General features: G+C 68.0%; 21 protein-coding genes. 10 read left to right on the forward strand and 11 right to left on the reverse strand.

Translation table 11 applies throughout. The features are described 5' to 3' along the window. Nucleotides 1-62 precede the first annotated feature (62 nt). The 3 genes from NUG20_RS11695 to NUG20_RS11705 all read left to right on the forward strand — a co-directional run bounded on the left by NUG20_RS11695 (nt 63) and on the right by NUG20_RS11705 (nt 4,487). On the forward strand, nt 63-695 hold the full coding sequence (locus NUG20_RS11695) for a TetR/AcrR family transcriptional regulator (RefSeq protein ID WP_263394660.1): 633 nt from the start codon (nt 63-65) through the stop codon (nt 693-695). A gap of 77 nt (nt 696-772) precedes the next feature. After that, nucleotides 773-3,145: a 3-hydroxyacyl-CoA dehydrogenase/enoyl-CoA hydratase family protein gene (locus NUG20_RS11700; protein ID WP_263394661.1), complete on the forward strand. Its 2,373-nt coding sequence runs from the start codon at nt 773-775 to the stop codon at nt 3,143-3,145. 136 nt (nt 3,146-3,281) lie between these two features. Then, nucleotides 3,282-4,487, forward strand: a complete 1,206-nt coding sequence (locus tag NUG20_RS11705; protein WP_263394662.1) for an acetyl-CoA C-acyltransferase — start codon at nt 3,282-3,284, stop codon at nt 4,485-4,487. Nucleotides 4,488-4,739: 252 nt separating this feature from the next. On the opposite strand, the gene galU is transcribed toward NUG20_RS11705, so the two are convergent. The 8 genes from galU to cmk all read right to left on the reverse strand — a co-directional run bounded on the left by galU (nt 4,740) and on the right by cmk (nt 13,064). Continuing rightward, the gene (gene galU / locus NUG20_RS11710) at nt 4,740-5,621 is read right to left on the reverse strand and encodes a UTP--glucose-1-phosphate uridylyltransferase GalU (RefSeq protein WP_263394663.1); all 882 of its coding nucleotides are present in this window, start codon (nt 5,619-5,621) and stop codon (nt 4,740-4,742) included. Further along, nucleotides 5,621-7,531, reverse strand: coding sequence for a polysaccharide biosynthesis protein (locus NUG20_RS11715; RefSeq protein WP_263394664.1), 1,911 nt, complete (start codon nt 7,529-7,531; stop codon nt 5,621-5,623). The genes galU and NUG20_RS11715 overlap by 1 nt, the downstream gene beginning before the upstream one ends. 17 nt (nt 7,532-7,548) lie before the next feature. After that, a complete protein-coding gene (locus NUG20_RS11720; RefSeq protein WP_263394665.1) occupies nt 7,549-8,520 on the reverse strand; it encodes an MraY family glycosyltransferase in 972 nt (323 codons plus the stop codon). Then, nucleotides 8,521-9,699 (reverse strand): lipopolysaccharide assembly protein LapB, encoded by a 1,179-nt coding sequence (gene lapB, locus NUG20_RS11725; RefSeq protein WP_263394666.1) that lies wholly within the window; start codon nt 9,697-9,699, stop codon nt 8,521-8,523. Nucleotides 9,700-9,705: 6 nt separating this feature from the next. After that, nucleotides 9,706-10,005 carry a hypothetical protein gene (locus NUG20_RS11730; RefSeq protein ID WP_263394667.1) on the reverse strand — a complete coding sequence of 100 codons (300 nt, stop codon included), beginning with the start codon at nt 10,003-10,005 and terminating at the stop codon, nt 9,706-9,708. 85 nt (nt 10,006-10,090) lie between these two features. Beyond that, nucleotides 10,091-10,396 (reverse strand): integration host factor subunit beta, encoded by a 306-nt coding sequence (locus tag NUG20_RS11735; RefSeq protein WP_010342890.1) that lies wholly within the window; start codon nt 10,394-10,396, stop codon nt 10,091-10,093. Between the two features lie 78 nt (nt 10,397-10,474). Beyond that, entirely contained in the window at nt 10,475-12,154 is a 1,680-nt protein-coding gene (gene rpsA / locus NUG20_RS11740) for a 30S ribosomal protein S1 (RefSeq protein WP_263394668.1), read from the reverse strand. Between the two features lie 238 nt (nt 12,155-12,392). After that, entirely contained in the window at nt 12,393-13,064 is a 672-nt protein-coding gene (cmk, locus tag NUG20_RS11745; protein ID WP_263394669.1) for a (d)CMP kinase, read from the reverse strand. Nucleotides 13,065-13,236: 172 nt separating this feature from the next. Between cmk and ykgO the strand changes: the two genes are divergently transcribed. The 6 genes from ykgO to NUG20_RS11775 all read left to right on the forward strand — a co-directional run bounded on the left by ykgO (nt 13,237) and on the right by NUG20_RS11775 (nt 18,061). After that, nucleotides 13,237-13,362 carry a type B 50S ribosomal protein L36 gene (gene ykgO, locus NUG20_RS11750; RefSeq protein ID WP_005913193.1) on the forward strand — a complete coding sequence of 42 codons (126 nt, stop codon included), beginning with the start codon at nt 13,237-13,239 and terminating at the stop codon, nt 13,360-13,362. 128 nt (nt 13,363-13,490) lie between these two features. Beyond that, entirely contained in the window at nt 13,491-13,817 is a 327-nt protein-coding gene (locus NUG20_RS11755; RefSeq protein WP_263394670.1) for a hypothetical protein, read from the forward strand. Between the two features lie 168 nt (nt 13,818-13,985). After that, nucleotides 13,986-15,023, forward strand: a complete 1,038-nt coding sequence (locus NUG20_RS11760; RefSeq protein ID WP_263394671.1) for an agmatine deiminase family protein — start codon at nt 13,986-13,988, stop codon at nt 15,021-15,023. 298 nt (nt 15,024-15,321) lie between these two features. Continuing rightward, on the forward strand, nt 15,322-16,224 hold the full coding sequence (locus NUG20_RS11765) for a carbon-nitrogen hydrolase (protein ID WP_263394672.1): 903 nt from the start codon (nt 15,322-15,324) through the stop codon (nt 16,222-16,224). Between the two features lie 12 nt (nt 16,225-16,236). Further along, nucleotides 16,237-16,773, forward strand: a complete 537-nt coding sequence (locus NUG20_RS11770) for a GNAT family N-acetyltransferase (RefSeq protein WP_263394673.1) — start codon at nt 16,237-16,239, stop codon at nt 16,771-16,773. A gap of 4 nt (nt 16,774-16,777) precedes the next feature. Further along, the gene (locus tag NUG20_RS11775) at nt 16,778-18,061 is read left to right on the forward strand and encodes a TraB/GumN family protein (RefSeq protein WP_263394674.1); all 1,284 of its coding nucleotides are present in this window, start codon (nt 16,778-16,780) and stop codon (nt 18,059-18,061) included. Between the two features lie 195 nt (nt 18,062-18,256). Here NUG20_RS11775 and NUG20_RS11780 read toward each other — a convergent pair whose 3' ends face one another. From NUG20_RS11780 to NUG20_RS11790, 3 genes are read right to left on the reverse strand one after another with little or no spacing between them, the layout of a single operon-like run. Beyond that, the gene (locus NUG20_RS11780; RefSeq protein ID WP_263394675.1) at nt 18,257-21,343 is read right to left on the reverse strand and encodes an efflux RND transporter permease subunit; all 3,087 of its coding nucleotides are present in this window, start codon (nt 21,341-21,343) and stop codon (nt 18,257-18,259) included. Next, nucleotides 21,340-24,858 (reverse strand): efflux RND transporter permease subunit, encoded by a 3,519-nt coding sequence (locus NUG20_RS11785; protein WP_263394676.1) that lies wholly within the window; start codon nt 24,856-24,858, stop codon nt 21,340-21,342. The genes NUG20_RS11780 and NUG20_RS11785 overlap by 4 nt, the downstream gene beginning before the upstream one ends. Beyond that, nucleotides 24,858-25,982, reverse strand: coding sequence for an efflux RND transporter periplasmic adaptor subunit (locus NUG20_RS11790; RefSeq protein WP_263394677.1), 1,125 nt, complete (start codon nt 25,980-25,982; stop codon nt 24,858-24,860). Before NUG20_RS11790 ends, NUG20_RS11785 begins: the two co-directional genes overlap by 1 nt. Before the next feature lie 216 nt (nt 25,983-26,198). Here NUG20_RS11790 and NUG20_RS11795 point away from each other — a divergent pair, with 216 nt between their 5' ends. Then, a complete protein-coding gene (locus tag NUG20_RS11795; protein WP_263394678.1) occupies nt 26,199-26,597 on the forward strand; it encodes a c-type cytochrome in 399 nt (132 codons plus the stop codon). Nucleotide 26,598: the final 1 nt, after the last annotated feature.

Consider the following 26,598-nt stretch of genomic DNA (forward strand, 5'->3'; position numbering starts at 1 on the left):
CATGACGCACCCGGCGGCGAGGCCTAGACTCAAACAATCGTTTGATTGATTCCGGCGGCCGCATGGCAAAGCAAGCGCACTTCTCCACCAAGGACCGCATCCTCAGCGCGGCCGAGGAACTGTTCGCCCAGCACGGCTTCACCGGCACCTCGCTGCGCCAGGTGACCAGCCAGGCCGACGTCAACATCGCCGCGGTGAACTACCACTTCGGCTCCAAGGAAAACCTGGTCAACGAGGTGTTCCGGCGGCGCATGGACGAGATGACCGCGGCGCGCCTGGCGCAGCTGGAAGCCGCCCAGCGCCAACATCCGGGCCAGCTCGGCCCGGTGCTGGCCGCGTTCGTGGAGCCGGCGCTGGCGATGGCCCAGGACCGCCAGAGCGGCGGCGCCTTCGTGCGCGTGATCGCCCGCGCCTACGCCGAGAAGAACGACAGCCTGCGCCAGTTCCTGTCCGACCACTACGGCCATGTACTGCGCGAATTCGGCAAGGCCATCGCCGTCTGCGTGCCCGAGCTGAGCAAGGAAGAACTCTATTGGCGCCTGGATTTCCTGGCCGGTGCCCTGACCTACGCCATGGCCGACTTCGGCCTGATCAAGCGCCCCGCCGGCGTCAGCGAAGGCGCGCACCGCGCCCACGCCGCGCGCGAACTGATCCGTTTCGCCGAAGCGGGCTTCCTGGCCCGCGCCGTGCCCTGATCCGAAAGAACCGTTTCGCCACACCCGCTGCTTCCAGACCCGAACCCGCAATCGTTGACCCACAGAGGCTGATCGCTATGTCCAACCCCCTGCTAGTCCGCCGTGCTGCCGTCCTGGGCGCGGGCGTGATGGGCGCGCAGATCGCTGCGCACCTGACCAACGCCGGCGTCGACACCGTCCTGTTCGACCTTCCCGCCAAGGATGGCCATCCCGACGGCATCGTGCTCAAGGCCATCGCCAACCTGACCAAGCTGAGCCCGGCGCCGCTGGCCAGCCCGTCGCTGGCCGAGGCGATCACCCCGGCCAACTACGAGTCCGGCCTGGAGCAGCTGCGCGGCTGCGACCTGATCATCGAAGCCATCGCCGAGCGCATGGACTGGAAGCAGGACCTGTACAAGAAGATCGCCCCGTTCGTGGCCGATCACGCGGTGCTGGCGTCCAACACCTCCGGCCTGGGCATCAACAAGCTGTCCGACGTGCTGCCCGAGCAACTGCGCCACCGCTTCTGCGGCGTGCACTTCTTCAACCCGCCGCGCTACATGCACCTGGCCGAGCTGATCCCGGCCAAGGGCACCGACGCGGCGGTGCTGGAAGGCCTGGAAGCGTTCCTGGTCACCACTCTGGGCAAGGGCGTGGTCTACGCCAAGGACACCCCGAATTTCATCGGCAACCGCATCGGCGTGTTCTCGATCCTGTCCACCATCCACCACACCGCGCAGTCCGGCCTAGGCTTCGACGAAGTCGACGCGCTGACCGGCCCGCTGGTCGGGCGGCCGAAGTCGGCGACCTACCGCACCTCCGACGTGGTCGGCCTGGACACCATGGCCCACGTCATCAAGACCATGGCCGACACCCTGCCCGACGATCCGTGGCACCAGTACTTCGCTGCGCCGAAGTGGCTGGACGCGCTGATCGGCAAGGGCGCGCTCGGCCAGAAGGTCGGCGCCGGCATCTTCCGCAAAGTCGGCAAGGACATCGTGGTGCTGGACCTTGAGAAGCAGGATTACCGTCCGGCCGACCGCGGTGCGGCGCCGGAAGTGGTCGAGATCCTGAAGATCAAGAACCCGGCCGAGAAGTTCGCCAAGCTGCGCGAGAGCCAGCATCCGCAGGCGCAGTTCCTGTGGGCGACCTTTCGCGACCTGTTCCACTACAGCGCCTATCACCTGGCCGACATCGCCGAAACCGCACGCGACGTGGACCTGGCGATCCGCTGGGGCTACGGCTGGTCGCTGGGTCCGTTCGAGACCTGGCAGGCCGCCGGCTGGAAGCAGGTGGCGCAGTGGATCGCCGACGACATCGTCGCCGGCAAGACCATGTCCAGCGCGCCGCTGCCGGACTGGGTGTTCGACGGTCGCGACGGCGTGCACGCCGCCGAAGGCAGCTACAGCCCGGCGCGCAACGCCAAGCTGCCGCGCTCGGCGCTGCCGGTGTACCAGCGCCAGCGCTTCCCCGATCCGCTGCTGGGCGAGAAGTTCGCGCCGGGCGAGACCGTGTTCGAGAACGACGGTCTGCGCCTGTGGCACGACGGCGACGACATCGCCGTGGTCAGCTTCAAGACCAAGATGAACACCGTCTCCGACCAGGTCCTCGACGGCCTGCAGGAAGCGGTGGGCCGCGCCGAGAAGGGCTTCAAGGGCCTGGTGATCTGGCAGCAGAAGGAACCCTTCTCCGCCGGCGCCGACCTGGCCGGCGCGCTCGGCCTGCTGCAGGCCGGCAAGGTCGATGCGTTCGAGGCGATGGTCGCCAACTTCCAGGCCACCAGCCAGCGCATCAAGTATTCGCTGGTGCCGGTGGTCGCGGCGGTGCGCGGCCTGGCCCTGGGCGGTGGCTGCGAGTTCCAGATGCACAGCGCCAAGACCGTGGCCGCGCTGGAAAGCTACATCGGCCTGGTCGAGGCCGGCGTCGGCCTGCTGCCGGCCGGCGGCGGCCTGAAGGAAATCGCGGTGCGCGCCTCGCAGGCGGCCGGTCCGGGCGGCGACGTGTTCGCCGAGCTGAAGAAGACCTTCGAGACCGTGGCGATGGCCAAGGTCTCCACCTCGGCGGTCAACGCCAAGGAACTGGGCCTGCTGCGCGGCACCGACAAGGTCGTGTTCAACAGCTACGAGGCGCTGTACATCGCCAAGGCCGAAGCGCGCGCGCTGGCCGAAGGCGGCTACCGCCCGCCGCTGCCGGCACGGCGCATCCAGGTCGCCGGCGACGTCGGCATCGCCACCTTCAAGATGCTGCTGGTCAACATGCTGGAAGGCCGCTTCATCAGCGAATACGACTACGAGATCGCCACCCGCATCGCCACCGTGCTGTGCGGCGGCGAAGTCGATCGCGGCGCGCTGGTCGACGAGGAATGGCTGCTCAAGCTCGAGCGCAAGCACTTCGTCGAACTGGCCCAGCAGGAAAAGACCCAGGCGCGGATCGGGCACATGCTGAAGACGGGCAAACCCTTGCGGAACTGATTGAAGACGGGACCAGGGACCAGGGACCGGGGACCCGGAAAGGCAGGAGCGGAGCGACGCTTTTGACTTTCCGGGTCCCTGGTCCCGGGTCCCCGGTCCCGAACCAGCAAACTTCCAGCCATTCGAGACTCCCCAAATGACCAGACAAATCCAAGACGCCTACATCGTCGCCGCCACCCGCACACCGGTCGGCAAGGCGCCCAAGGGCGTGTTCCGCAATACCCGCCCGGACGACATGCTGGCGCACGTGCTGCGCGGGGTGGTCGCGCAGGCGCCGGGCATCGACACCTCGCGCATCGACGATGCGATTATCGGCTGCGCGATGCCCGAGGGCGAGCAAGGCATGAACGTGGCGCGCATCGGCGTGCTGCTGGCCGGGCTGCCGAACTCGGTGGCCGGGCAGACCATCAACCGCTTCTGCTCCTCCGGCATCCAGGCCGTGGCGCTGGCCGCGGACCAGATCCGCCTGGGCAACGCCGACCTGATGCTGGCCGGCGGCACCGAGTCGATGTCGATGGTGCCGATGATGGGCAACAAGGTCGCGCTGTCGCCGAGCGTGTTCGCCGACGACCACGTGGCCATCGCCTACGGCATGGGCATCACCGCCGAGAAGGTGGCCGAGGAATGGAAGGTGTCGCGCGAGGACCAGGACGCGTTCGCGCTGGCTTCGCACCAGAAGGCCATCGCCGCGATCGCCGCCGGCGAGTTCCGCGACGAGATCACCCCGTACGAGATCCTGTCGCACCAGCCCGACCTGGCCGGCAACGTCATCGCGCTGCGCAAGCGCCTGGTCGACACCGACGAAGGTCCGCGCCCGGACAGCTCGATCGAAGGCCTGGCCAAGCTGCGCCCGGTGTTCCGCAACGGCCAGTTCGGCGGCAGCGTCACCGCCGGCAACTCCTCGCAGATGAGCGACGGCGCCGGTGCGGTGCTGCTGGCCTCCGAGCAGGCGATCAAGGACTACGGCCTGACCCCCCTCGCCCGCTTCGTCAGCTTCTCGGTCGCCGGCGTGCGTCCGGAAGTGATGGGCATCGGCCCGATCGCGGCGATTCCCAAGGCGCTCAAGCAGGCCGGCCTGAGCAAGGACCAGATCGACTGGATCGAACTCAACGAAGCCTTCGCCGCGCAGTCGCTGGCGGTGATCCGCGACAGCGGCCTGGACCCGTCCAAGGTCAATCCGCTGGGCGGCGCGATCGCACTCGGCCATCCGCTCGGCGCCACCGGTGCGATCCGCACCGCCACGCTGGTGCACGGCCTGCGCCGCCGCCAGCAGAAGTACGGCATGGTCACCATGTGCATCGGCACCGGCATGGGCGCGGCCGGCATCATCGAGGCGCTGTAAGGCAATCACCCCTGGTGGGTTGCGTGGCGCGGGTAAGAATGCAGCCCGCCCGCGCCACCCATCCAGCCATTGCCGCCTGCGGCATCGGATTAGTCGTTCCCCGCCTGTTTGCCGATCCGCTTCACCGATCGGCAAGACGTTCGCAGGGCTGGCGCAGCAACGGAAAAGGCAGCCGAGAGGCTGCCTTTTCCGTTGCCGGCACGAGGATTCCGGCCGCGCACCGCAACGAAGCGGGCGCGGCGGCAGGCTCGATCAGTCTTCGGCCAGCATCTGCGTGAGCTTCGCGCGCGCCGGCTTGGCCAGCTTCTTGTTCTCCAGCGCGAAGCGGATGGTCGCCTCGACCAGGCCCAGGTGGGTGCCGCAATCGAAACGGGTTCCCTCGAAGCGATAGGCGTCGACCTGCTCGCTCTTCAGCAGCGCGGCGATGGCATCGGTCAGCTGGATCTCGCCGCCGGCACCGGTGCCGGTGCTTTCCAGCAGTTCGAAGATCTTCGGACTGAGCACATAGCGCCCCACCACCGCCAGGTCGCTGGGCGCGTCTTCCGGCTTGGGCTTTTCGACGATCTGCGCGATGCGGCCCTTGCGGCCGTCGAAGGCGTCGGTGGCGACGATGCCGTAACTGGCGGTGTTCTCGTGCGGCACGTCCTCCACAGCGATCACGCTGGCGCCGCTGGCCTCGTTGAGGTCGGCCATCTGCTTGAGCGCGCCGGCCCCGCGGTTCCAGATCAGGTCGTCCGGCAGCAGCACGGCGAACGGTTCATCGCCGATCACCGACTTGGCGCACAGCACCGCATGGCCCAGGCCCAGCGCTTCGGCCTGGGTCACGAAGACGGCGCGCACGCCCTTGGGCAGCACGTTGCGAATCATTTCCAGCAGCTCGACCTTGCCGGCGCGCTCGAGCTTCTGCTCCAGCTCGTAGGCCTTGTCGAAATAATCCGCAACCGCGTGCTTGTAGCGGTTGGTGACGAAGATCAGGGTGTCGCAACCGGCCTCGATCGCCTCGTCGACGGCGTACTGGATCAGCGGCCGATCGATGATCGGCAGCATTTCCTTGGGCACCGTCTTGGTGGCGGGAAGAAAGCGGGTACCCAGACCTGCAACCGGGAAAACTGCCTTGCGGATTCTCTTGCTCATCAGAGCCTTCTGGCCTCGCGTGCGGGGAAAGGAACGATTGTAGCGGAGCTATCGTGACTGGCCTGTTGTCGCAACGGCGCGAATTCGGGCATGGTCGTGCGCAGTACTTTCTCGATGCCGTCGCTGTCGTACTCGGCCACGGCCGCACGCAATTGCTGCAGGCCCTGCAGGATGTCTTCGCGCGAAAAGCTGCGTGCGCCGGCTTCCAGGATCTTCGGGTGCGAGGTGGGACGATAGTTCTCGTCGGCATAGAACAGGGTTTCGTGCAGCTTCTCGCCCGGACGCAGCCCGGTGTAGACGATCGCGATGTCGCGACCGGGCTGCTTGCCGGCCAGGCGGATCATCTGTTCGGCGAGCAGACGGATCGGCACCGGCTCGCCCATGTCCAGCGTGTAGATCGCGCCGTGCGACGCCGAGGCAGCGGCCTGCACGATCAGCTGGCAGGCCTCGGGAATGGTCATGAAGTAGCGGGTCACCTGCGGATCGGTCACCGTGACCGGGCCGCCCTGGCGGATCTGCTCGCGGAACAGCGGGACCACGCTGCCGGCCGAATCCAGCACATTGCCGAAGCGCACGGTGACGAAACGGGTGCCCACGGTCTGGTCGTCCAGCGACTGGCACACCATCTCCGCGTAGCGCTTGGACGCGCCGAGCACGTTGACCGGATTGACCGCCTTGTCGGTGGAGATGAACACGAACGTCGAGACCTTGGCGGCGACGCAGGCGCGGGCCACGGTCTCGGTGGACAGCACGTTGTTGCGGACCGCCTCGCGGAACTGCTTCTCCAGCAGCGGCACCTGCTTGTAGGCCGCGGCATGGAACACCGCATCCGGCTCGGCGATGCGCATCGCATGGCGGGTCACCGCCGGATCGCCGCAGTCGCCCAGCACGCACTCGATTTCCAGGTCGGGAAAGGTGCGGTGCAGATCGGCGTGGATGGTGATCAGCGCCAGCTCGTCGATCTCCAGCAGCACGACCTTGCGTGCGCCATGGCGCGCGCACTGCCGGCACAGTTCCGAACCGATCGACCCGCCGGCACCGGTCACCATCACCGTGCGCCCGGACAACCAGCCCTTGATCAGTTTCCAGTCCGGGGTCACCGGCTTGCGCCCGAGCAGGTCCTCGATCGCGACCTCCTTCAGTTCGCCCGGCAGATAGTGGCCTTCGAGCACGTCGAGCAGGCGCGGCACGGTGCGGAACGGCAGCCCGGTGCTTTCGCAGATCGCCACCACCCGCTGCATGCCGGCCGCGTCCAGCGACGGGATCGCGATGACCAGCAGCTTGGCCGCGGTTTCCTTGGCGATCGCCCCGGCTTCGTCGATCCGGCCCAGGATCGGCAGGCCCTGCAGCTTGGCGCCGTGCAGATGGCCGGCATCGTCGACGAACCCGACCGGATGGTAGGCGCCGGAGCGGCGCAGATCGCGCACCAGCGCCTCGGCCGCACGGCCGGCACCGACGATCAGCACGCGCCGCGCGGTCTCGTCCGAATGCGCGATCTGGTAATCCTTCCAGGCGCGGTACAGCAGCCGCGGCGCACCCAGCAGCGCCGACAGCGCGAACGGATACACCATCAGCACCGACAGCGGAATGGAATCGAAGCGGCTGTAGGCCAGCCCCAGCACGATCGCGACTAGGCCGTAGAAGCTGGCCTTGAAGATGTTCAACAGGTCAGGAACGCTGGCGAAGCGCCACAGCCCGCGATACAGGCCGACCTTCCAGAACACCAGGCCCTGCGCCGCCAGCACGATGGCGGTATTGAGGTTCCACAACGGCAGCGGATGCTCGCCGGGCAGCATCGTGTAGCGCGCCGCATGCAGCAACTGCCAGCAGATCCAGACGATCGCCAGATCGTGGACGACCACGGAGGCCTTGGGGAACATCTCGGTTAAACGGTCGCGGATCGAAAGCATCAGTTATCCATATGAGTTCAGCGCAATCCCTTACGCAAAGTCAGCCAAAGCGCACTTGCCGATAGATACCAGCCAAGCGCCAATGCAACCTGCCCCCCGGTCTGCAACGTTCCACCGAACCAGGCAATTGTAATCGCGACAATGCTGAACAGGGCATAGGCGAGGGTCACGACCGTATGGCTCCTGCCCGCGTGGACCCAACGTTGGTAGACATGTTGCGCGTGCGGTTGCCACCAACGTTCGCCGGCGAGCATGCGCGACAACAACGTGAAGCCGGCGTCGATGGCAAACGCCGATATCGGTATCAGCAGCAACCATGGTGTGAGCCCGGTCGCGACATTGCACAGCGCGAACAGCGCTGCGAGCAGATAGCCCAGCGCGCCGCTGCCGACGTCGCCGAGGAAGATCCGCGCCCGCGGATAGTTGAACGGCAAGAAGCCGGCGCAGGCCGCGACCAACACCAGGCACGCCCAGCGCAGCGGTTCGGGCAGGAACCCGGCAAAACCCAGCGCCGCCAGCATCGCCTGGCTGGTCGCCAGGCCGTTGATGCCGTCCATGAAGTTCCAGATGTTGATCAGCGAGATCGTCGCCAACCAGGTCAGCGCGGCCAGCCACGGGTTTTGGTGCAATCGGTAGACAAGTGCAGCCAGCAGGCCGGCGGCGACCGCGTGCACCAGCAGCCGCAGCGCGGCCGACAGCGGGCGGTGGTCGTCCCACCAGCCGATGCCGGCGACCAGCATCAGCCCGGCAGCGAACAGCGCGATGGCCACGCCCTGCTGCGGCCAGAGCGAGGCCGCATAGGCGCAGGCCGCCAGCACCGTCGCCACGATCGCGACACCGCCGCCGCGCGGCGTGGCCACCGTATGGCTGCGACGCTCGCCGGGAGCGTCCAGCAAGTTGCGCTTGAGGGCGTAGCGGCGCGACAGCCACGTCCCGATCGCACTGAACGCCGCCAGCGCCGCGAGCAGCGCCCAACCTGCAACCGGCACCTACACCACCGCGTAGTTGAGCAGCGGCTTGACCGTGCCCCACTCCTTGCAGCTCGGGCATTGCCAATGGTGGGTGCGTGCGCCGAAGCCGCAGCGCGTGCAGCGGTAGCTGGGATTGCGCACCAGCAACTGGTCGGTGATGTGCTTCAGGTCCTGCAGGGTGGCGGTGGAATCGGCGCCTTCGGCCAGGGTCAGGTCGATCAAGGCCGACTCGCCGCGTACCGAGGGCCGGTCCTTCAATTGCCGGCCGAGGTAGGCGCGCGCCGCGGACACGCCTTCCTGCGATTCCATCAGCCGGGTCAGCGCCAGCACCGGGGCGATGCCGCGGTAGTGCTCGGTCATTTCCGACAGGAACGCGCGTGCGCCGCTGAGATCGTGGCCGCGTCGGTAGCAGTCCATCAGCGCCGGCATGATCTCCGGCAGGTAGTCCGGGTCGTGGCGCGCGGCGCGTTCGAAGGCGCGGATCGCGGCTTCGTCGTTGCCGTCGTCCACGTCGATGCGCCCTTCCAGGATGCCGGCGCGCACCGAGGTGGCGTCGGCCTGGTAGGCGCGCGCGATCGCGGCCCGCGCCAGTTCGGAAGTGCCGGATGCGCGGTAGCGGTCGGCCAGCTCGCATTCGAACTGCGCGATCAGCTTGCCCATCGGCTCGCCGGTCACTTCCTCGTAGCGGGTGGCGTTGTCGATCGCCTTTTCCCAGTCGCGCTCGGCCTGGTAGATACCGATCAGGTGCTTGAGCGCCTGCGGCGCACGCTGGTCGATCTGCGCCAGTTCGGTGAACACGGTCTCGGCGCGGTCCAGCAGGCCGGACTTCATGTAGTCCTCGCCCAGTGCCAGCAAGGCCTGCACGCGCTGCGGGTCGCTCAGGTCGGCGCGCTGCACCAGGCCCTGGTGCAGGCGGATCGCCCGATCGACTTCACCGCGCCGGCGGAACAGGTGGCCGAGCGCGACCTGGGTCTCGAAGGTTTCCTTGTCCAGTTCGGCGATGTGCAGGAACAGCTCGATCGCCTTGTCCGGCTCTTCGTTGAGCAGGTAGTTCAGGCCGCGGAAATACGTGCTGGAAAGCCGGCTGACCTGCGTATCGCCATGGCGCTGGCCGCCGCGGCGGCCGATGACCCATCCGCTCAGCGCTGCCAGCGGCAGGAACAGGAAGAACCAGAACCACTCGGTCAGGAAGTCCATCGAAGATCAGCGTCCGTCCACGGGCTGGGTGTAGGTCGGTACCGGCGCGACGGCCGGCGCGGAAGCGGCGACCGCGGCCTTGTTGGCGCGGCGCAGCTTGGCGTACAGCGGGATCACCAGCGCCGCCAGCACCAGAGCCGCACCGATCACCAGGCCGGCGAACAGCGAGACGATGATGGCGATACCGGAGGTGGTATGGAGGTCGGTGAAACCGAAACTGACGACGATCTGCTGCGAATTCAGCGATCCGATGACCAGACCGGCCAGCAGGAACACCAGCAATATCAGCAGACGGGCAATTTTCATGAAGGTCTCCAACGTCGGGAGACGCTAGATTAGCCGAACGGACTGGGATTCCGGAAAAAACCCCGGAGTCAGGGCATCGGTTGGCTCAGGGCGTGTCGGATTCGACCGGAACGACGCCGCTGACGCGCTCGCGCAATTCCTTGCCTGGCTTGAAGTGCGGCACATGCTTGCCGGGAAGCGCGACGGATTCGCCGGTCTTGGGATTGCGTCCCAGGCGCGGCGGCCGGTAATGCAGGGAAAAACTGCCGAAACCGCGGATCTCGATGCGGTCGCCGCCGGACAGCGCGCCGCCCATCATCTCCAATAGCGATTTCACCGCCAGATCGACGTCGTCCGACTTCAGATGCGCCTGCTTGCGCGCCAGGATTTCGATCAGTTCGGACTTGGTCATTACGGATTCGTGCGGTGGGGTCGCAACCCGGCACGGCCCGGATGACCGGGCCGTGCCAGTAACGCTGCGTGTGGCGGATTACTCGGACTTGTTGCCGTTCAACTGCGCACGCAGCAGCGCGCCCAGCTGGGTGGTGCCGCCCGACGCGGACTGGTATTCCTCCAGCACCTCGCGCATTTCGGCATCGTCCTTGGCCTTGATCGACAGCTGCAGGGTGCGGCCCTTGCGGTCCATGCCCACGAACTTGGCTTCGATCTTGTCGCCGACCTTCAGGTGCTGGGTCGCATCGTCGACGCGCTCGTTGGCGATGTCGCGCGCGGCGACGTAGCCCTCGATGCCGTCGGCCAGGTCGATGGTGGCGCCCTTGGCGTCCACTTCACGCACCACGCCCTCGACCTTCGAACCCTTCGGATTGGCCGCCATGTACTGGCCGAACGGATCCTGCTCCAGCTGCTTGACGCCCAGGCTGATGCGCTCGCGCTCCGGGTCCACCGCCAGCACCACCGCTTCCAGCGTGTCGCCCTTCTTGAAGTTGCGCACGATGTCTTCGCCGGTGGTGTTCCAGCTGATGTCCGACAGGTGCACCAGGCCGTCGATGCCGCCGTCCAGGCCGATGAAGATGCCGAAGTCGGTGATCGACTTGATCTGGCCGGACACCTTGTCGTTCTTCTTGTGGGTGGCCGCGAAGGTCTCCCACGGATTGGCGGCGACCTGCTTCATGCCCAGCGAGATGCGGCGACGCTCCTCGTCCACGTCCAGGACCATGACCTCGACCTCGTCGCCGACCTGCACGACCTTGGACGGGTTGACGTTCTTGTTGGTCCAGTCCATTTCCGACACGTGCACCAGGCCTTCCACGCCCGGCTCGATCTCGACGAACGCGCCGTAATCGGTGACGTTGGAGACCTTGCCGAACACGCGGCTGTTGGCCGGGTAGCGACGCGCGATGTTGTCCCACGGATCCTCGCCCAGCTGCTTCAGACCCAGCGAAACGCGGTTGCGCTCGCGGTCGAACTTCAGCACGCGCACGTCCAGCTCGTCGCCGACGTTCACGACTTCGGACGGATGGCGCACGCGCTTCCAGGCCATGTCGGTGATGTGCAGCAGGCCGTCGATGCCGCCCAGGTCCACGAACGCGCCGTAGTCGGTCAGGTTCTTGACCACGCCCTTCAGGATCGCGCCTTCCTGCAGCTTGTCCATCAGCTGCTCGCGCTCTTCCGAGTGCTCGCTCTCGACCACCGCACGACGCGAGACCACCACGTTGTTGCGCTTGCGGTCCAGCTTGATGAGCTTGAACTCCAGCTCCTTGCCTTCCAGGTAGGCCGGGTCGCGCACGGGGCGCACATCGACCAGCGAACCCGGCAGGAACGCGCGGACATCCTTGATGTCCACGGTGAAACCACCCTTGACCTTGCCGCTGATGCGGCCGGTGATGGTCTCGTTCTTTTCCAACGCTTCTTCCAGCTCGTCCCACACCATCGCGCGCTTGGCCTTCTCGCGCGACAACACGGTTTCGCCGAAGCCGTTCTCGAGCGAGTCGAGGGCGACCTTGACCAGGTCGCCTTCGGCGACGTCGATCTCGCCAGCGTCGTTACGGAACTGTTCGATCGGCACGATGCCTTCGGACTTCAGGCCGGCGTTGATCACCACCACGTCGCCGCGGACTTCCACGACGACGCCGGTGACGATGGAGCCCGGCTTCAGCTTGGCCAGATTGTTTTGGCTGGCTTCGAACAGTTCGGCAAAAGATTCGGTCATTTTGAAATTACTCTAGTGGACACACGGACAGTGCGTTTCTTCTGGAAACGGCGAACTGCCCACCTGTTAGTCGGCCCAAACCGCGGCCGGGTGTGAAATGGGAAAAACCGCAGCGCGGGATTGCGCGGCGGAGCTTGGAACAACGGTATTGCGGCATTACGGTGAAGCCCACTGCGGTGCAACTCGCCTCCACGGCGCCGGACCGGCACCATGCTGCCACCCATTCCCGGCGCGACCCTCAGGCGGGCAGCAATTCCAGGACGCGGCCGACCACGTGGTCGATGTCCATGCCGGTGGTGTCGAGGAGGACGGCATCGTCTGCCGGCTTCAAGGGCGCCACCGAACGTTGGGCATCGCGTGCGTCGCGGGCCATGATCTCGCGCAGCAGGTCGTCGAATATAACGGAAACTCCTTTTTCCTTCAACTGGTTATGCCGGCGCATGGCGCGCTCCTCGGCACTGGCGGTCAGGAACACCTTGTACGGGGCGTCCGGGAAAATCACCGTACCCATGTCGCGGCCGTCGGCGACCAGCCCCGGCAGGCGCCGGAACGCGCGCTGGCGCTGCTTCAGCGCCGCGCGCACCTCCGGGATCGCGGCGATCGCCGAGGCCACCGCGCCGGTCGTCTCCAGCCGCAGCTCGTCGGTGGCGTCGACGTCGTTGATCCTGACCCGCAGGCCGCCGCCGGCCACGTCCTCGAAGGTCACCCGGGTGTCGAAGGTGCAGCGCACCAGCGCCGCGGCGTCGGAAATGTCCAGGTTGGCCCAGCTGGCGGCCACCCCGACGGCCCGGTACAGCGCCCCGGAATCCAGGTAGTGCCAGCCCAGCTTGGCGGCCACGATGCGGCTGACGGTGCCTTTTCCGGCCCCGGACGGGCCATCGATGGTCAGGACGGGAGCGGGGTCGTTCATGCGGTTCCTTGGACGGGGGGCGGCGCATTGTAGCCCCGGTGCCGGCCGCGCTGGCGCAAGCAGTTGAAACCATGAAGAAAACCAGGCTACAATCGCCGGCTTACTGATCCAGCGACGTGGTTTCGCCACGCCGTATCCTTTTCTAATCCACAAGTTTACGCCGAGGTGTGCCATGAAAGTCCTGTCCTCCCTGAAGTCGGCGAAGACCCGTCACCGCGACTGCAAGGTGGTCCGCCGCCGCGGCAAGGTTTTCGTGATCTGCAAGTCGAACCCGCGTTTCAAGGCTCGCCAGCGCTGATCCGACGACGGCCCGCCCTGCGGCTCCGCGCGCACGGTTGCCGGTCATCGACAAAAGCCGCCTTCGGGCGGTTTTTTGTTGTCGAAGTTTGCTGTAATCGCCGTTCGTCCTCTGGGGAGCACACCGTGATGAAGCACCGTCTGTCCGCATTGCTGCTGGTCGTTCTGGGCGTTGCCGGCGTCGCCCACGCCGAGACCCTGCTGGTCGAGCGGGTCAAGCAGGAACCCGTCGCGGCGCTGCCGACGCGCGGCCTGAGCATGGGCGAGGTCGAAGCGCGCTACGGCGCCCCGCAGTCGAAGCTGGAACCGCGCGGCGGACAGAAGCGGCAATGGCCGACCATCAACCGTTGGGTGTATCCGGCCTTCACCGTGTACTTCGAAAAGCACAAGGTGGTCGATGTGGTCGCCAACAAGGCCGACGCCAACGAGGTCGGGCCCAAGCCTGCCATTCGTTGATGCGAGTCCCTCGCAAGAGCCTGCACATCCATGTGCAGGGATTCAAATACGCGAGTCCCTCGCAGGAGCCCGGTTTGTGCGAGTCCTTCGCAAGAGCCGCACATCCATGTGCGGGATCAAATGAAAAGCCTGAGCCTCGGCTTTGGCATGACCTGAGTAGTGGTTGCAATGACTGATCGCCTTCGTCTTCCCGCGGAATGGGAGCCCCAGTCCGCCATCCTGATCGCCTGGCCGCATGCCGGCACCGACTGGGCCGAGCGCCTGGCCGAGGTCGAGGAGACCTATATCGCGCTGGTCGCGGCGATCGTGCGCTACCAGCGCGTGCTGATCTGCGTCGCCGATGCCGACCTGCAGATCTACGCCGAGGCGCGGCTGCGCTCGGCGCGGGTGGACATGCAGCGCGTGCGGTTCGTCGAGGCCGAGTACGACGACACCTGGCTGCGCGACTCCGGTCCGATCACCCTGGCCCGCGAGGACGGCGGTTTCCAGCTGCTGGACTTCCGCTTCACCGGTTGGGGCGGCAAGTTCCAGGCCAGCCGCGACGACCAACTGGTGAGCGCGCTTGCGGCGCAGCAGCTGTTTGCGGATAGCGATGTGCGCAGCATCGACTTCGCACTGGAAGGCGGCGCGATCGACAGCGACGGCGCCGGCACCCTGCTGACCACCTGGCAGTGCCTGCACGAACGCCATCCGCAGCGCTCGCGCGAATCGTTGAGCCATGACCTGGCCGACTGGCTGGCGCAGCAGCGGGTGCTGTGGCTGGACCACGGCTATCTGGAAGGCGACGACACCGACGCGCATATCGACACCCTCGCCCGCTTCGCCAGCGAGGACGCGATCGTCTACCAGGCCTGCGACGACGCCGGCGATTCGCATTACACCGAACTGCAGGCGATGGGCGCCGAACTGGCCGCGCTGCGCACCGCCGACGGCCGCCCATATCGGCTGTTCCCGCTGCCGTGGGCGCAGCCGGTGCTCGACCACGGCCGGCGCCTGGCCGCGTCCTACGCCAACTTCCTGATCGTCAACGGCGCGGTGCTGATGCCGGCCTATGGCGATGCCGCCGATGCGCAGGCGCAGGCGGTGATGGCGCAGGCGTTCCCGCGCCACGAGATCGTGCCGATTCCGTGCCGCGCGCTGATCTGGCAGAACGGCAGCCTGCACTGCATCACCATGCAGTTGCCCGAGGGCATCCTGGCCGCCTGACGCTTCGGCGGGTCCGTGCCGCGACCGGAACGGGCGCGGCCTCGCCGAAACGTCCGTTACCCGCATTGCCCCGGGAACCGCCGTGCCACCGTGCCAGGTCTTCGATCCGGCGCCGCGCCGGCAGTAGCGGCGCCGACGTCATGCCTGCCGGCCTCACGAGCGACGGACGCCGCTTGCGCCCCGCTCCGCTTCGCCTAGAACCGTCTTCAAGCGCCCAACGCGGCATTCATCTGCCGGGAACCTGCCGCGGCGCCATCCGCGCTACCATTCCCGCTTTCGCCCATCATCACTTCCCGCAATGAGCCGAAACACTCTTTCCGTCGCGCTGATCCAGGAGCGCAACCATGGCGACGCCGCGGCGAATCTGGCGGTCATCGAATCGCGCGTGGCCGAGGCCGCGGCGCAGGGCGCGCAACTGGTGCTGCTGCAGGAACTGCACAACGGCGCGTATTTCTGCCAGCACGAGTCGGTGGACGAGTTCGACCTGGCCGAGCCGATTCCCGGTCCCAGCACCGAGCGCCTGGGCGCGCTGGCCAAGCGTCACGGTGTGGTGCTGGTCGCCTCGCTGTTCGAGCGCCGCGCCGCCGGTCTGTACCACAACACCGCGGTGGTGTTCGAGAAGGACGGCCGCCTGCTCGGCAAGTACCGCAAGATGCATATCCCGGACGATCCGGGCTTCTACGAGAAGTTCTATTTCACCCCGGGCGATCTCGGCTTCACCCCGATCCAGACCTCGGTGGGGCGCCTGGGCGTGCTGGTGTGCTGGGACCAGTGGTATCCGGAAGCGGCGCGGCTGATGGCCCTGGCCGGCGCCGAACTGCTGCTGTACCCGACCGCGATCGGCTGGGACCCCAGCGACGAGCAGGCCGAGCAGGAGCGCCAGCGCGATGCCTGGATCCTCAGCCATCGCGGCCATGCCGTGGCCAACGGCGTGCCGGTGCTCAGCTGCAACCGGGTCGGCCACGAAGCCTCGCCGCTGGCCGCCGATGGCGTGGTCGGCGCCGCCGGCATCCAGTTCTGGGGCAACAGCCACGTGCTCGGCCCGCAGGGCGAGTTCATCGCCGAGGCCGGCGCCGAGCCGACCGTGCTGGTGTGCGACGTGGACCTGCAGCGCAGCGAGCACGTGCGGCGGATCTGGCCGTTCCTGCGCGACCGCCGCATCGACGCCTACGGCGACCTGCTGAAGCGCTACATCGACTGAGCCGCCACCGCCTTGGACGACCTGCAGCTGCGCGCCGCCGAGGCCGCCGATATCCCCGCGATCACCGCGCTGTACGCCGAAGAGGTGCGCAGCCAGGTCAATACCTACGAGTACGACGCGCCGGACCAGGCCGAGATGCTGCGGCGCATGCAGGACGTGATCGCGCGCGGCTATCCCTATCTGGTCGCGCATGCCGCCGACGGCCGCCTGGCCGGCTACGCCTACGCGAGCAGCTACCGGGCCCGCGTCGCCTACCGCTGGACCGTGGAGAACACCGTCTACGTGGACCCGGCGCTGCACGGCCGCGGTGTCGGTTCTGCGCTGCTGCAGGCGCTGATCGCGGCCTGCGAGGCGCGCGGTTTCCGGCAGATGGTGGCGGTGATCGGCGAGTCGAGCAACCACGCTTCGATCCGCCTGCACCAGCGTTTCGGCTTCAGGCCGGTCGGCGTGTTCCGTGGGCTCGGCCGCAAGCACGGGCGCTGGCTGGACACGCTACAGATGCAACGCCCGCTGGGCCCCGGCGCCGATGAGGCGCCCTTCGATGAGTGATGGAATGAACGAACTTTCCCAGGCCGGCGACGACGCGTTGTTCGCCGGCCAGCCGTACCGCATCGTCGAACGCGATGGCGTGCGCTATACCCTGCTCGGCACCGCCCACGTCTCGCTGGCCAGCGTCGCCGCGGTGGAACGGGCGATCGACAGCGGCCGTTTCGATGCGGTCGCGGTCGAACTGGACCCGCAACGGCTGCAGGCGCTGACCGACCCGGATGCGCTGACCAAGCTGGACCTGGTGCAGGTGATCCGCAAGGGCCGCGTGGCCTTGTTCGCGGCGAACCTGGCGCTGGCGGCCTACCAGCGGCGCCTGGCCGAGCAGTTGGGCATCGAGCCCGGCGCCGAGCTCAAGCGCGCGGTGCTGCTGGCGCGCGAACGGCAACTGCCGGTGTACCTGATCGACCGCGAGGTCGGGCTGACCTTCAAGCGCGCCTCCGGCCGGCTCGGTTTCTTCGGCAAGCTCAAGCTCGGCAGCGGCCTGCTCGGCGGCCTGTTCGCCTCCGACGAGGTCGGCGAGGCGGAGATCGAGAAGCTCAAGCAGGGCGACATGCTCGAAGCCAGCTTCGGCGACTTCGCCAGCGAAAGCCCGGCGCTGTACGACACCATCATCGCCGAACGCGACCGCTACATGGCCACGCGCCTGCGCGAGGAACACGCGCAGCGGACCGCGCCCAGCCAGACGCCGATCGCGGCCCCGGATTTCGTCGACGCCGCGCGCGCCGGCGGCATCCGCGAGGTGCTGGCGGTGGTCGGCGCCGGCCATCTGGCCGGCCTGGCCAGGCACCTGCAGGACGACCAGGACGATCCGGCAGCGCTGCGCAAGGCACTGGAAGACGTGCCGACCAAGAAGAAGATTCCGTGGATCACCCTGACCCTGACCGCACTGGTGCTGGGCGGCGTCGCCTGGGGCTACTGGCGCGGCGGCTTCGCGCTGGGCACCGACCTGCTGCTGCAGTGGGTGCTGTTCACCGGCGGCCTGGCCGGGCTGGGCTGCCTGCTGGCCGGCGGCCATCCGCTGAGCATCGTCGCCGGCGCCATCGCCGCGCCGCTGAAGCCATTCCGTCCCGGGGTGCCGGCCGGCGCGTTCAGCGCGCTGGTCGAGGTGCACATGCGCAAGCCGGCCTACGGCGACTTCCTGGCGCTGCGCGACGACGCGCAGAACCTGCGCGGCTGGTACCGCAACCGCGTCTCGCGGGTGGTGCTGACCTTCCTGCTGACCAATCTGGGCAGCATGGTCGGCGTGTGGCTGGCGGGTTTTCGCATCTTCGGCAAGCTGGCTGGTTGAGCGCACCGCGGCGGCAGGGCCATGCGCCCCGCCTCATCGCATGGCCGCCATGTCGTTGAACATTGTGGGAGGGGCTTCAGCCCCGACGCGTGATCGATAAGGCGTCGGGGCTGAAGCCCCTCCCACAAGTCGTTCCGCGCGACGCAGCAGGCGCCAAGCGCGCCGGCCATTCCGGCGCGTGGCCCGCTCCCCTGGTCAGGACACCGACGGCGCCGCCACGCCGCGGCCGCCGCGCGCGCGGCGCACCAACTGCGTCACGCCACCGCTGAGGTCGTCCAGGATCGCGTAGATGGTCGGCAGGAACAGCAGACTGACCACGGTCGAGAAGGCCAGGCCGCCGGCGATCGCGCGCGCCATCGGGTAGTAGGCCGGGCCGTCGCCGAACATCTGCGTGGTGGTCAGCGAGATCGGCACCATCGCCAGGATCGCGGTGCCCATCGTCATCATGATCGGCCGCAGCCGCTCGCGCGAGCCTTCCACCAGCGCCTCGGTGCGGCCGAGGCCGCGCCGGCGCAGGTTGTTGATGTGCTCGATCATCACGATGCCGTTGTTCACCACCACGCCCATCAGCACCAGGATGCCGATGAAGGCCATGATCCCGAAGTTGGTGCCGGTGAGCCAGAACAGCCAGAACACGCCGAAGATCGAGAACAGCACCCCGCTCATGATCGCCGCCGGGAACAGCAGCGATTCGAACACCGCCGCCATCACCACGTAGATCATCAGCAGCGCGATCAGCAGGTTGAACATCATCTGCTGCCCGGCCTGGTCGTCGTCCTGGCCGTCGGCGCCGTCGAAGCTGTAGTGGTAGCCGGCCGGGAAGCTGACGCCCTTCAGCGTCTCCTCCATCGCCTGCTTGGCCTCCGGCGGGGTGACCTTGAGCCCGAGATTGGCGGTGATGGTCAGCGTGGTCTGGCGGTTGGTGCGCCCGATCTGGGTCGCCGCCGGCCGCGTCTGCACGTCGACCAGGCTCAGCAGTGGCACGCTGCGCCCGTCCTGGGTGCGCACGTTGAAGCTGTCCAGGTCCTCGGGTGTGGTCTCCTCGGCGCCGGCGAAGCGGACCCACACCGGCACCTCGTTGTCGCCACGGCGGAACTCGCGCAGCGAGGCGCCGCGCAACGCCAGGCCGACGAAGCTGGCGACCTGCTCGGCATTGAAGCCGAACGCCGCAGCGCGTTCGCGGTCCACCCGCACCGCCAGTTCGGTGGTGCGGTCGCCGGTGTCCACGCGCACGTCGCGCAGTTCCTTGCGCCGCGCCAGCAGCGGTACCACGTCGTCGGCGATCGCGCGCAGCGCCTGGGTGGAATCGCCGACCAGTTGCACCTGCACGCTCTGCGCGCCGCTGCCGCCGCCCTGCCCGTTGCCGTTGCTGCCGACGCTGTAGTCGGTCAACGCCGAGCGCGGCAGTTCCTTGCGGATCTGTTCGATCAACGCCGGCAGGTCGCGCACCTGCTTCAGGTCCACGGTCAGCGTGGTGCTGCTGCCCTCGATCTCGCTGAACCACGAATACACCTGTGTGACGTGGTAGCGCTGGCGGCGCGCGTCGATGAAGCGTTCCAGCTTGGCCACTTCCTCGGACAGCTGCTCGCGCGTGTACGAGCCCTTCCACGCGTAGCTGATGAAGATCTGCTCGCCGCCATCGCCGCCGAACATGTCCTTCTTGGTCTGCATCATCGGGATCACGCTGAGCGCGGTGATCAGCGCGATCGCGGCGACGCTCCAGCCGCGATGGGCCAGCGACCAGCTGAGCACGCGCGCGTAGCGGCGCTGCAGGCGCGGGATCAAGCCGCGCTCGGAGCGCACCAGCGCCGGCGTGCGCATGCGCGCGGACAGCATCGGGATCAGGCTCACCGCCACCAGCCACGAGGCCAGCAGCGACACCGAGATGGTGATCGCGATCTGCGCCATGAAGATGCTGATGTTGTTGGTCTCGCCGAACAGGTTCGGCACGAACACGATGCAGTGGCACAGGGTGCCGGCCGACAGCGCGATGGCGACGTTGCGGGTGCCGATGATCGAGGCCAGCTGCGGCTGCTCGGGCATGCGCTCGCGTTCCTGGTAGATGCTCTCCACCACCACCACCGCGTTGTCCACCAGCATGCCCACCGCCAGCAGCAGGCCCATCATGGTCAGGATGTTGAGGGTCACCCCGGCGAAATACATGAAGCCCAGGGTGATGGTGAAGCAGATCGGGATCGCCAGCGTCACCATCAGCGTCGACGGCCAGTGGCGCAGGAAGAAGAACAGCACCGTCACCGACAACAGCAGGCCGACCGCGCCGGCCTCGGCCAGCTCCGTCAGCGATGAGGTCACCGCCTTGCCCTGGTTGTCGATGACCTTGACCTGCACGTCGCTGAGCGCCGGCTGGGTGCGGATCTGTTCGACCTCGGCCAGCACCGCGCGCGACACCTCGACCAGGTTGGCGCTGCGCTCCTTGTACACGTCCAGGCCCACCGCCGGGCGCCCGTCCAGGCGCCGGCCGTAGTTCATCCGGGTCGGCTTGAGCCGGATGTCGGCGATGTCGCCCAGGCGCAGGCCCTTGTTGTCGATGACCAGGTCGCGCAGTTCCTGCAGGTCGCGCAGTTCGCCGACCGGCTGCACCCGCAGGCGCTGGCCGTGGTCGTCGATCTGCCCGGCCGACAGCGAGAAATTGAGCTTGCCCAGGCGCTCGCTGAGGTCGTTGAGGCTGAGGTTGTGCGCGCCGAGCCGGTCCGGCGCGATCGCGATCTCGACCTCGTTCGGCGGCGCGCCGGACACCTCCACCTTGGCCACGCCGGGGATGCGTTCCAGGCGCCGCTTGAACTCGCGGTCGAGCATGTCGTAGGCACCGGTCAGGTCGGCCGCGCCGGCCAGGCGCACTTTCAGCACCGGTTCGTCGCTGCTGGACCACTTGAACACGTGGTAGCGCTGCAGGTCGGTGGGCAGGTCGGCGCGGATCGCGTCGATGCGCTCGCGCGCGTCGGACGCGGCGATGGCGATGTCGCGGTCCCAGTCGGAGAACTCGATGAAGATGTTGGCGCCGTCGGCGGTGGCGGTCGAGCGCATGCGCTTGATCCCGGTCATCGTCGCCAGCGCTTCCTCGGTCGGCCGCACCAGGTTGCGCTCGACCTCGTCCGGGGTCGAGCCGCTGTACGGCAACTGCACGAACAGGAACGGCGCGGAGATGTCCGGCAGCGCCTCCAGCGGCAGCCGGAACGCGGCGATCAGGCCGACCACCACCAACGACACGAAGCACATGATGGTGGTGATCGGACGGCGGATGCTGAACTCGGCGACGCTCATGCCGGTTCGCCCGCGTCGGTGCCGGCGCTGCCGGCGAGGCCCTGCAGGCGCTTGCGCGCGCGCTGGCCGCGCTCGGCGTAGTAGCCGTCGGCGCGGCGGTCCAGGCGGTCGTAGACCACCGGGATCACCACCAGGGTCAGCAGCGTGGACACCAGCAGGCCGCCGATCACGGTGATCGCCATCGGCGCGCGCACCTCGGCGCCCTCGCCCGCCGCCACCGCCAGCGGCAGGAAGCCGAACAGCGTGCACAGCGTGGTCATGATGATCGGCCGCAGCCGCGAGCGCGCGCCTTCGATCAGCGCCTCACGCTTGGCCACGCCCTCCTCGCGCAGCTGGTTGACCTTGTCGATCAGGATGATCGCGTTCTTGGTCACCAGCCCGACCAGCAGGATCAGGCCGATGAACACCACCACCGACACCGGCTTGCCGCTCAGCAGCAGCGCCAGCACCGCGCCGACCATCGCCAGCGGGATGGTGAACAGGATCACGAACGGGTGCAGCAGCGATTCGAACTGCGAGGCCATCACCAGGTACACCAGGAAGATCGCCAGGCCGAACGCGAACAGCAGCGACTTGGCCGACTGCGCCAGCTCCTCGCCCTGGCCGCCGATGTGCATGCCGACGCCGGCGCCAAGCGGCTCGCGCGCGACCATGTCCTGCACCTCGCGCACCGCGCCGCCCAGGTCGATGTCGCGCAGGTTGGCCGACACGATCGCCACGCGGATCTGGTCGGCGCGGTGGATCTCGCTGGGACCGGTGGTGGCGACCACGTCGGCGACCGCGTCCAGCGTCACCGGCCGGCTGCTGCCCGGATTGACGATCAGCCGGCGGATGCTGTCGACGCTGGCGCGGTCGCTCTGCTGCGCGCGCACCAGCACGTCGATCTTGCGGTCGCGGAAGCTGTAGCGGGTGGCGACGTCGCCGCGCACCTTCTTCACCACCACATCGGCGATCTGCCGCGTGGTCAGGCCCAGCGCGCCGGCGCGCTCCTGATCGAAGCGGATCTGGATTTCCGGGAAGCCCTCTTCCACCGTCGACTTGACGTCGGCGTAGTGGCCGTTGCCGCGCAGCATCGCGGTCAGCTTCTGCCCGGCGTGCTGGATCGTCTCCAGGTCCTGCCCGCGCAGCTCGATTTCCAGCGGCGTGGAGAAACTGAACAGCTCCGGGCGGCTGAAACCGACCTGCACGCCCGGGTGGTTGCGCATCGTCGCGCGCATCCGGTCGCTCTGCTGCGCCTCGAACTGCTCGCTGCCGCCGCCGGCCATGGCGATGGTCAGCTTGCCGATGTTCTCGCCGCTCTCGGTGGGGCTGGCGTCGAGCCGGGTGCCGCTGCCGCTGACCCCGTACAGCGCCTGCACGCCGGCGTCCTTGCCGTGTTTTTCCTGCAGTTCGCGCACCAGCGCATCGGTCTGCCGCAACGGCGTGCCGGCCGGCAGCTTCACCGTCATCTCGAAGCGGTCCTGCGCCAGTTGCGGGATCAGGTCGGCGCCGAGCATCGGCACCACCGCCAGCGTCGCCGCGAACGCCAGCGCGGCCAGGCCCAGCACCAGCCACGGCCGCACCAGCGCGCCCGGCAGCAACCGCAGATAGCCGCGTTCGGCGCGCGCATACGGTGCCATCGCCAAGTCGCTGGCCTTGCGCATCACCGGCGCGACCACCGCCACGCCGCCGCGCCACAGCCGCACCACCAGCCACGCCGCGCCGAAGAAACTGCCGCGCACCGCCGCCGCGGCGCCGCGCCGACCCATCGCCACCGGCTTGAGCCAGCCGCGCTGCGGCTGCCATTGCGGCTGCTCCGGCTCGGCCGGGAACGCCAGCGGCGGGCGCCCCTTCAGCGAGCTCAGCATCGGGATCAGGGTCATCGACACCACCAGCGAGATCGCGATGGCGATCGCCACGGTCAAGGCCTGGTCGCGGAACAGCTGCCCGGCCACGCCCTCGACGAACACCAGCGGCAGGAACACCGCGATCGTGGTCAGGGTCGAGGCGACCACCGCCATGCTCACCTCGCGGGTGCCGGCGATCGCCGCATCGAGGATGCTCAGGCCGCGCTCGCGCGCCTTGGCGATGCTTTCCAGCACCACGATCGAGTCGTCCACCACCAGGCCGGTGGCCAGCGCCAGCCCGCCCAGCGACATCACGTTCAAGCTCAAGCCGAGCTGGCCCATGAAGAAGAACGTGGCCACAATCGACACCGGCAGCGACAGGCTGATCACGAACGTGCTCCAGCCATCGCGCAGGAACAGGAAGATGATCAGGATCGCCAGCAGGCCGCCGATCACCGCGTCCTTCTTGACGTCGCCGATGGCGTGCTCGATGAAGCGCGACTGGTCCTCCAGCGTGGTCAGCTCCACGTCGGGCGGGATCTGCGTCTTCAGCTGCTCCAGGCGCTTGCGCAGCGATGCCGCGGTGGACACGGTGTTGGCGTCGCCTTCCTTGTAGATCGCCAGCTCCACCGCTTCCTTGCCGCCCAGGCGGATGATCGCCTCGCGCTCCTTGTAGCCCTGCCGCACCTCGGCCACGTCCTTCAACCGCACCGGCATGCCGCCGGCGATGGTGGTGGTGGAACTGGACGAGGCGCTCTGCGCCGCCGAGGCGGCGGCCAGCGCCGCTTCCGAACCGGTGGAGGCGGCAATCGCGTACATCTGCTGCATCGCCGCGTCGGCGGCGTTGCTGCCGGCGCCCTGGGTGGTCAGCAGCAGGTTGCGGATCTCCTCGAGGTCGGCGAACTGGTTGACGGTGCGCACCAGGTAGCGCTGCGAGCCCTGTTCCAGGCGCCCGCCGGAGATGTTGATGTTCTCTTCCTTGAGCCGGGTGATGACGTTATCGATCGGCAGGCTCAGCTGCGCCAGGCGCTGCTGGTCGATGTCGACCTGGATCTCGTCCTCCAGGCCGCCGCCGACCTTGACCGCGGCCACCCCTGCCACCGGCTCCAGCTTCTTCTTCAGGTCCTCGTCGGCATAGCGGCGCAGCTGGGTCAGCGCGCGCACCGCGTCGGCGTCGCTGGCCGGCGTCGCCTTGCTCGCCAGCACCAGGCGCATGATCGGTTCGGTGGACGGATTGAAGCGCAGCAGCACCGGCGCCTTGGCTTCCAGCGGCAGCTCCAGCGCCTCCATCTTGTCGCGCACCTCCAGGCTGGCCTGGTCCATGTTGGTGCCCCAGGCGAACTCCAGCACCACGTCGCTCTGTCCGGTGCGCGACACCGACTTGAGCTTGCGCAGGTTCTTGACCACGCCGACCGCTTCCTCGACCGGCTCGGTCACCAGCGTCTCGATCTCCGACGGCGCCGCACCGGTGTACTCGGTGCGCACGGTCAGGGTCGGATAGCTCAGGTCGGGCAGCAGATTGACCTTGAGGCTGTTCAACGCGATCACGCCGAACAGCAGCAGCGTCACCGTGGCCATGGCGATGGTGACGCGGCGGCGCGTGGCGAATTCGACCAGCCCGCCGCCGTGCACGCCGGGTGGCGTGTGTTCGTGCGGATCGCTGCCGTGATCGGAACCGGCGCTGGTCATCAGTGCGCTCCGACCGCGGCACCGCCGCCGGTGCCGGCGGCCTCGCGCTGCGGCGCGATCACCTGCACGCGGCTACCGTCGCGCAGCGCCACCTTGCCGGCGGTGACCACTTGGTCGCCGGGCTGCAGCCCGGCGCGGATCTCCACCCACGGACCTTCGGAATAGCCCAGCGTCACCGGCACCCGCGCCACCTTGCCGGCAGCGACCTTGAACACCGCCGGCTCGCCGTCGTCGAGCAGCGCCAGGCGCGGCACCACCAGCGCATCGGCGCGCTGGTCGTAGTCGATGCGGATGCGCCCGAACATGCCCGGCTGCAACGCCTCTGCGCCCTCTTCGAACGCGCACACCACGCGGAACGTGCCGCTGCCCGAATCCACCACCGGCGCGATGCGGTCGACCCTGCCCAGGTACTGCTTGCCCGGCAGCGCATCGGCCAGCAGGGTCACCGGCTGCCCGGCCTTGAGCGTGGCCAGCTCGCGCTCGGGCACGTTGAGCGTGGCCTCCAGGCGCGAGTCGTCGACGATGCGGAAGATCGGGGTGTTGATCTGCACGAAGTTGCCGGTCTTGATCGAGCGCGACGCGATCACCCCGGAAATCGGCGCGACCACCGTGGCGTAGGACAGTTCCAGCGACGCCAGCTGGTGCTGCGCGCGCACGTTGGCCAGGTCGTACTTGATCTGGTCGACATCGGCGGCGCTGACCAGCTGCTGGCCGACCAGCTGCTGCGAGCGCCGGTAGTTGTTCTCCAGCTTGCGCAGCTGCGCCTCGCTCTGCGCCACCGCCAATCGCGCGCGGTCGGGGTCCAGCCGTACCAGCGGCTGGCCGGCGCGGACCTGCTGGCCCTCCTCGGCCAGCACCGCCAGCGCCACCCCGGAGGTCTTGGCCACCACCTGCGATTCGGCGCGCGCCTCCAGCGCGGCGGTGCCGCTGTAGCTGGCCGCCACCGCGCGGCGGGTCACATTGGCCACCTCGACCGGGACCGCGTCCGGCGCCTTCTCGGCCTCTTTCTGCTTGGCCTGGGCATCGCCGGCGGCCGGCTTGCAGCCGCCGAGCAGCAGCGTGGAGGTGATCAACAGCGCGGCGGCGCAGCTGGCGGTGCGTCGGCGCGTGGAATATCGCGTCATCGTCGTGTCCCTGGTGGATGGCGTGAATGGTGTTGTAGGTAAGTAGATCACCTGATGACGCCAAGGTGAATGAGCCAAAGGTCATGGTGCCCGCCCTCCGTGCCATGTGCGGAGACAGGGGACTGTTTCGGAGCCGCGAAAGGCCAGGCTATACTCGGGTCGTTCCGTGTTCCCCCACGCCGGAACCCCCAGTCCCGTCCTCCGGACCACGAAACCATGCGCACGCAGCCGCTAGCCGCTTGTTTTGCTCTGGCCGTACTCGCTTCTCTCGGGATCACCCCGGCAGCGGCGCAGACCGTGCCGGCGCCCGCCGCTCCCGCTCCAGCCACCGCTCCGGCTCCGGCAGCCTCCGCTGCTCCCGCCGCCGGCAATGCCGCCAACGGCAAGCTGCTGACCTATACCTGTCAGGGCTGCCACGGCGTCACCGGCTACAAGAATGCCTATCCGAGCTACCGCATTCCCAAGATCGGCGGCCAATCGGCGCAGTACCTGACCCAGGCGCTGACCGAATACCGGCTCGGCAAGCGCAAGCACCCGACCATGCAGGCCCAGGCGGAAAGCTTCTCCGACCAGGATATCGCCGACATCGCCGCTTTCCTGACCACCCTCAAGTAGC

The organism is Xanthomonas sp. CFBP 8443, assembly GCF_025666195.1.
Taxonomy (GTDB): Bacteria; Pseudomonadota; Gammaproteobacteria; order Xanthomonadales; family Xanthomonadaceae; genus Xanthomonas_A.